General features: G+C 43.0%; 5 protein-coding genes and 1 pseudogene. 1 reads left to right on the top strand and 5 read right to left on the bottom strand.

The window, feature by feature from the left end:
- Nucleotides 1–67: 67 nt before the first annotated feature.
- The 3 genes and pseudogenes from IE039_RS08055 to IE039_RS08045 form a co-directional block, all read right to left on the bottom strand.
- Nucleotides 68–784 (bottom strand): annotated as a pseudogene (locus tag IE039_RS08055) (mannose/fructose/sorbose PTS transporter subunit IIA); the annotation flags it as partial.
- A 194-nt stretch (nt 785–978) separates the two neighbouring features.
- Nucleotides 979–1,959 (bottom strand): type I phosphomannose isomerase catalytic subunit, encoded by a 981-nt coding sequence (locus IE039_RS08050; RefSeq protein WP_019041737.1) that lies wholly within the window; start codon nt 1,957–1,959, stop codon nt 979–981.
- Between the two features lie 171 nt (nt 1,960–2,130).
- Nucleotides 2,131–2,871, bottom strand: coding sequence for a nitroreductase family protein (locus IE039_RS08045; RefSeq protein ID WP_019041738.1), 741 nt, complete (start codon nt 2,869–2,871; stop codon nt 2,131–2,133).
- A gap of 116 nt (nt 2,872–2,987) precedes the next feature.
- On the opposite strand from IE039_RS08045, the gene IE039_RS08040 reads away from it, so the two are divergent.
- The gene (locus tag IE039_RS08040; protein ID WP_068851673.1) at nt 2,988–3,476 is read left to right on the top strand and encodes an aromatic acid exporter family protein; all 489 of its coding nucleotides are present in this window, start codon (nt 2,988–2,990) and stop codon (nt 3,474–3,476) included.
- Nucleotides 3,477–3,500: 24 nt separating this feature from the next.
- Here the strand turns inward: IE039_RS08040 and IE039_RS08035 are convergent, their stop codons facing one another.
- Nucleotides 3,501–4,331 (bottom strand): Cof-type HAD-IIB family hydrolase, encoded by an 831-nt coding sequence (locus IE039_RS08035; protein ID WP_189429008.1) that lies wholly within the window; start codon nt 4,329–4,331, stop codon nt 3,501–3,503.
- A 156-nt stretch (nt 4,332–4,487) separates the two neighbouring features.
- Nucleotides 4,488–5,525, bottom strand: coding sequence for a lipid II:glycine glycyltransferase FemX (locus tag IE039_RS08030; RefSeq protein WP_189429007.1), 1,038 nt, complete (start codon nt 5,523–5,525; stop codon nt 4,488–4,490).
- Between the last annotated feature and the right edge of the window lie 110 nt (nt 5,526–5,635).

The raw sequence follows: 5,635 nt of genomic DNA, 5'->3' as shown, positions 1-5,635 counted from the left end.
CAATCGAGATCTTCTTACTTAATCTACGTCACTAAATTCGTTCAAGTTATTTCTTGCAATCTGCCAACAACAAAAGTGCATCAACGCCACCGAAACGATCGTCCTTGGCTACTTCTTCCATCTTGCTGATTGGCACGATGTTAGCCTTCACACCGTTTGGCGCTGCTTGCTTGATTAAGTTCTTACGCAATTCATCATGGGCAACCGCGTCAGATACAACGATGATACGGTTAGCCTTTGAATATGGCGTCCAAGCTGTTGCCACTTGACCGTGCAACAAACGTGTATCCAAACGTGCCAAATTGATGTTGATGTGACCTGGCTTCAAACCATCAGTCGCGTCAGCTTTAGCTTCCGCCTTTTCTGGCGCTGCTGGCTTTGCTTCTTCTGCTTCTGGCACTGACTTAATACCGTCTTTTGAGACTGGTACCAAGTACTTCGCCAAATCAGGTGCTGAATTCATGCCTAGACGGCCGCCGTAAGCTTCAATCAACATTGGCAAGTTCAACCCAGATACGATCGCAACGTGTTCTGGATTTTGTTGTTGGATGAGGCTGGCACGGTTAAACGGTGAGCCACCCCACAAATCAACCAAGAACAATGTGTCATCGTCATTATCAAACTTTGCCAAGGCATCTTGATAATGCTTATCTAAATCGTCTGGTCCTTCAGTCGGCTGGAATGTCACGACTTCAACGTTTTCTTGTTCACCGAAAATCATTGAACCTGACATGATAATGCCTTTTGCAAAGTCACCATGACTAGCAACAATAAGATTAACCATCGATAATCTCCTTCTCAATAAATGTTTACTATACGATTATATAGGAATTTAATCGCGATGTAAACGCTTTCACAATATATTATTGCCGTTATTGTTTACAGTCAATAGTATACATCTTTTGTCCTGAAAAGTAAACGCTTTCATTGCATTTTTTCAATTTTTTTACACCGTCTTTTCTGAAAACAGTTCTACCTTTAATTATCGAGATATGAGAGTTCTTGTTCACGATAACTTGTTGGCGTGACAAAGCTGACAATCACTTCACCTTGGCCCGATAATGTGTAGTTGCCAGTATCCTTTAACATGATAAAATTATCACCTTTTTTAAGGTGATAGGTCGTCCCTTCAGCCGTCAAAGTTAAGTCACCAGCAATCACATTAAACAATTCATAATCATGGTGCTGGTTGAAATGACTTTCCCCGCGAACAGACAACTTATCAATGGTGAACTTAGGCGATGTCAGTAAACGCGTTAAAATCGTTTGATCTTGCAACCGCGTTCTCTGGTTCAAAATCGGATCCACGTGAGGCGCCTTGGTCACACTGAGTGCGGCATCAATTTGTAATGGCCGTGGTTGCTGCGTTGTCGCATCCACACGATCAAAGTCATAGAAACGATAAGTTGAATCAGAACTTTGTTGAATTTCTAAAGCTAATACACCAGCACCCAAGGCATGAAAAGTCCCAGCCGGCACATAAAAGAAATCCCCTTTTTGTACCGGAATTGTGCGCAGTAGCTGTGACCATTCACGTTCGTCAACCATTGTTTTTAACGCCGCTTTAGTCGGCGCGTGATGCCCGTAATATAACTTGGCGTCAGGTGTGGCATCTAAGATATACCAACTTTCCGTCTTGCCAAAGTTCTCGGATGATTGCTTATCATTCGGGTGTACCTGAATCGATAGGTTTTCCTGGGCATCTAAAATTTTGGCTAATAGCGGAAATGCCTGTTCAGGATCATGCCCACCAAATAATTCTGGTCGTTCTGTCCACAACTGAGCTAAGTCTTGCCCGGCAAACTCACCTTGTGTAATCTTTGAGACCCCGTTGTCATGTGCGGAAATTACCCAGGCCTCGCCCACATGGTCGGATGGTAACTGGTAGCCAAACGTCGCTAGTTTTGTCCCACCCCAAATTTTTTCCTGTAAAGCTGGTGCTAACATCAGGATTGTCATAATAGCGTTTTGATCTCCTTTTTGATGATTTTATATACAATGATAATAAAATTGTATGCGCTTTCATTTTATCATATTTTGGCTGTTTTTGGCGGTATCTTCCTATTTGTCTTGTCCACATAAAAAGACTAAACACCGATGCGTGTTTAGTCTTTTTACTGTCGTGTGGCATTATGATAGGCGAAAGCCTTTTTGCTTTGGATAGTTGTTCAAACCCGTATAGTCACGTAGTCGTGTCAACAGTTTCGTATTATTTTGCACCCAAGAACTAGCCACACCCCGATCGGCATAATAGGTCGTCATCGTTTGATCATATGCCGTAACGGCTCCCACCATTTGGTCTTGATCGTAATGATCTTTCATCCACATCCCAGCCATTGGCAACTTTGGCTTAATGCCAGGATCTTGTGCTGGGTAACCAATTGAAAAGCCCATGACTGCTTTCACAAACTTTGGTAATTGTAAATGTTGTTCATATAATTCAAAGGCGCCCAGTGCCCCAGCCATGGTCACACTGCCCAGACCAAGCGCTTCTGCGGCTACTTGGGCGCGTCCCAAAGCAACACCAGCCGACACAATGCCACCTTCTAACATGGCATACGTCGCTAGCCGTTCCTCAGCTAGGGCACGCACCTCCGGCGTTAAACCAATCAAGTCTTTATTAAAGTCGACGGCAACCACAAAATAACGGGCGGCACTTTCAATATAAGCCATCCCGACTTGTGCTGTAATTTCCGCCTTCAATGCTTGGTCAGTAATTTCAATAAAGGTGACCGGTTGGTAATTATTCAGGTTTGGTCCGGCATTGGCAGCAGATAAAATCGTTGTCACAATGTCATCGGTGACCGGTTTATTCGTATAAGCACGAATTGAACGATGGTTATTCAATAAATCTAAAACTGGATTTGACATGTGTTGTTGTCTTGCAACGCGCAACAAACCTGTGTTGCAAGATCCTTTCGTTTTGTGATACATAGATTTTACCATTTCTTTATGATAAAATGATAAGAATATTAGTGGAGGCAGTTATGCAATTTGGACGATTCCGGATCGGTTTACGGACGCTAAAAACAGCCGTGGCGGTTATGTTAATCATTGCCGTTTATTATTGCTTTAACCGTCCCCCTTTTGTCGCTGCTTTAGCGGCTGTCTTTGCCTTACGTGAAAGTTGGGATAAAACGCTGAGCTTTGCTAAGATCCGTTTAATTTCAAACACCGTTGGTGGCTTACTCGCCTTGGTCTACTTTCTCATTTATACGCAAACTGACCACGCAGACTGGGTCGCAATTATCATCCTCCCGCTACTTGTGATCATTACCATTGTTTTCTTAGATGGTTTTGATTTTAATAGTGGGGTTATCGGCGCACTTGCTGCTTTATTGATGATTGCCTTAAATATTCCAGCTGGTGCAACGGTTGTCTACGTGATTGATCGTATTGCAGATACATTTGTGGGGGTTCTAGTGGCTATTGGTGTGAACCGATTTGCTTCACCGCAAACAAAAAAGAAGGCATAAACCTTCTTTTTTGTTTGCGATCATTTATGACGTGCTAGCTAAACCAAAATAATCTTCGATCGTGGCTAACACCCCATCGTTAACATTCGTATTCAAAGCACGCTTATCCACGGCCTGCAACATAAATGATTCGGCATTTGGCATCACATAACCATGTTCATATTTTTGCAACATTTCTAAATCGTTCCCATTATCACCAAAGGTCATCACTTCACGATCTAAAATATCATAGTAGTCTTGCAAAACTTGCAACCCAGTTGCTTTGTCGACCCCTTTGCCCAACACATCAACAGAACCAAATCCTGACCCCGTTGCATGAAGTTCATCGCCAAAGACTTGCCGCAATTCAGCAACATGTTGTTGCACTTCATCATTGGGCCAGACAAATGTCACTTCTAAAATATGGTCATCAACTTCCATCAATTTTTCCACTTGCTTCACATTTGGATAAAACTGAAAGACCATATCAGCGACCGGACCTGTGGCATGGTTAGAGACATACGTTGCCTTATCACCCGTCATAATAATAATATTTTCAGCTGATTCAGGATTTTTGGCATTCCATTCAATGACTTGATGTAATTGTGCTGGTGACAAATGGACAGAATAGAGTTGCTCATCTGGTGTTGCGACCATCGCCCCATTTGATCCCACAAAATTGATTTCATAGCCTTTCGCAATCGTTGGGGCAAAAAGTTGTTGCAAGTTTTTAACTTGCCGGCCCGAAGCCGCTACAAAGCGGACATCCTTTTCTTGAAGCTGATCCAAGACACGTTCAAAACGATGACGATTATACGCATCATTTGCTGTCAAAAAAGTTCCGTCCATATCAGAAGCAATCATTTTGATGGTCATTCACAACACACTCCTTTTAAATATCTGTCGTTTACTAAAACAAATTTGTCGTGCACAAGCCCTACCTGCATATCTTGTCAACCACGCCATGAATTAGCCCACAATGTTTTAATTATAGCATAGTCTTGAATAACTAAAAAAGCCGCCAACGGCGGATTATTTAAATTGTTCAAGATACGTTTCGTAGGCTGTTTCATCCACAACCCAATCCAGTTCACCAATATATTCAGCTTGTGGATCATGATAAGCAAAGCCGTGCTTAAATTTATAGAGGCCATCTTCGGGCACAAAGTCCCCAACACCACCAAAGTCGTATTCGACTTTGCCAAGTGCTAGACCCCATTTTAACATTTCCCATTGCACAGCATATGGGCCATAGTGCTTCGCATATTGCCGGTCAGAACCAGCATACATATACCAGATTTCATCACCATAGCTAAAGCCAATGCTACTGGCAATCACGCGACCTTCAAAGTGTGCTAAGAACACTTTGAATAAGCCGGTACCAGCCCATAATTGTTGCATGCGCAAGAAATAATCAATTGGTCGGTGGGTAATCCCTTGTGCCGCAGCCATCATCACATAAGTTTCAAAAAAGGCGCGCACATCTGCTTCAGAATCACCAGCAGTCACGGTAACGCCATCTTTGGCCGCGCGACGGATTTGGTTACGATAATCACGCTTGAAGTGTAACATCAGTTCTTCTTCTGTCGTAATTGGTGTCGCACCCTCACCACGACCATCATAATACAACACCACATTTTTGCGTGGTTGAATATTGCCATGCATGTGGTGAATCTCACGATTACGTGTCACAAAGCCAGCCGCTTGATATTCGGCATTCAACGCATCGCTATAGGCCACTTCAGGGTCCAAACGAATGAGGAACACATTATCCGGCAAGGCTGCCAAAGCTTCTTGGATCATACTTTTAATCAACGCCACATTATGAATGTCGCCAATCGGTCCGCGACCAGCATATCCCAGCAGCTTACCCGGCACAGCTTCAACCGTTAACACCGTTAATACCGCATCAATTTGCCCTGCCGTTTCATGGTAAACATAAACATGGCCCCAATTCGCTTTGAGTTCACCCCATAGCGGGTCTTGGGTCACCTGCCCACGTGGATCTTCTCGAACAAAACGTTGATACGCCTGTACTTTTTCTTGATCATTTAAATCTAAAATCGGCATGTTAGTTATTATCCTGTCGTAATTGAACCATAGTTTTCAATAAGGCAGATTGTAAAATTTAAGTTGAACATTTAAGTGGACAGAAAAACCCATCAAGGTCTTTAATGGTG

It is taken from the genome of Leuconostoc lactis KCTC 3528 = DSM 20202, from assembly GCF_014651235.1.
GTDB lineage: Bacteria > Bacillota > Bacilli > Lactobacillales > Lactobacillaceae > Leuconostoc > Leuconostoc lactis.
This window is presented reverse-complemented; position numbering and strand designations above follow the sequence as displayed.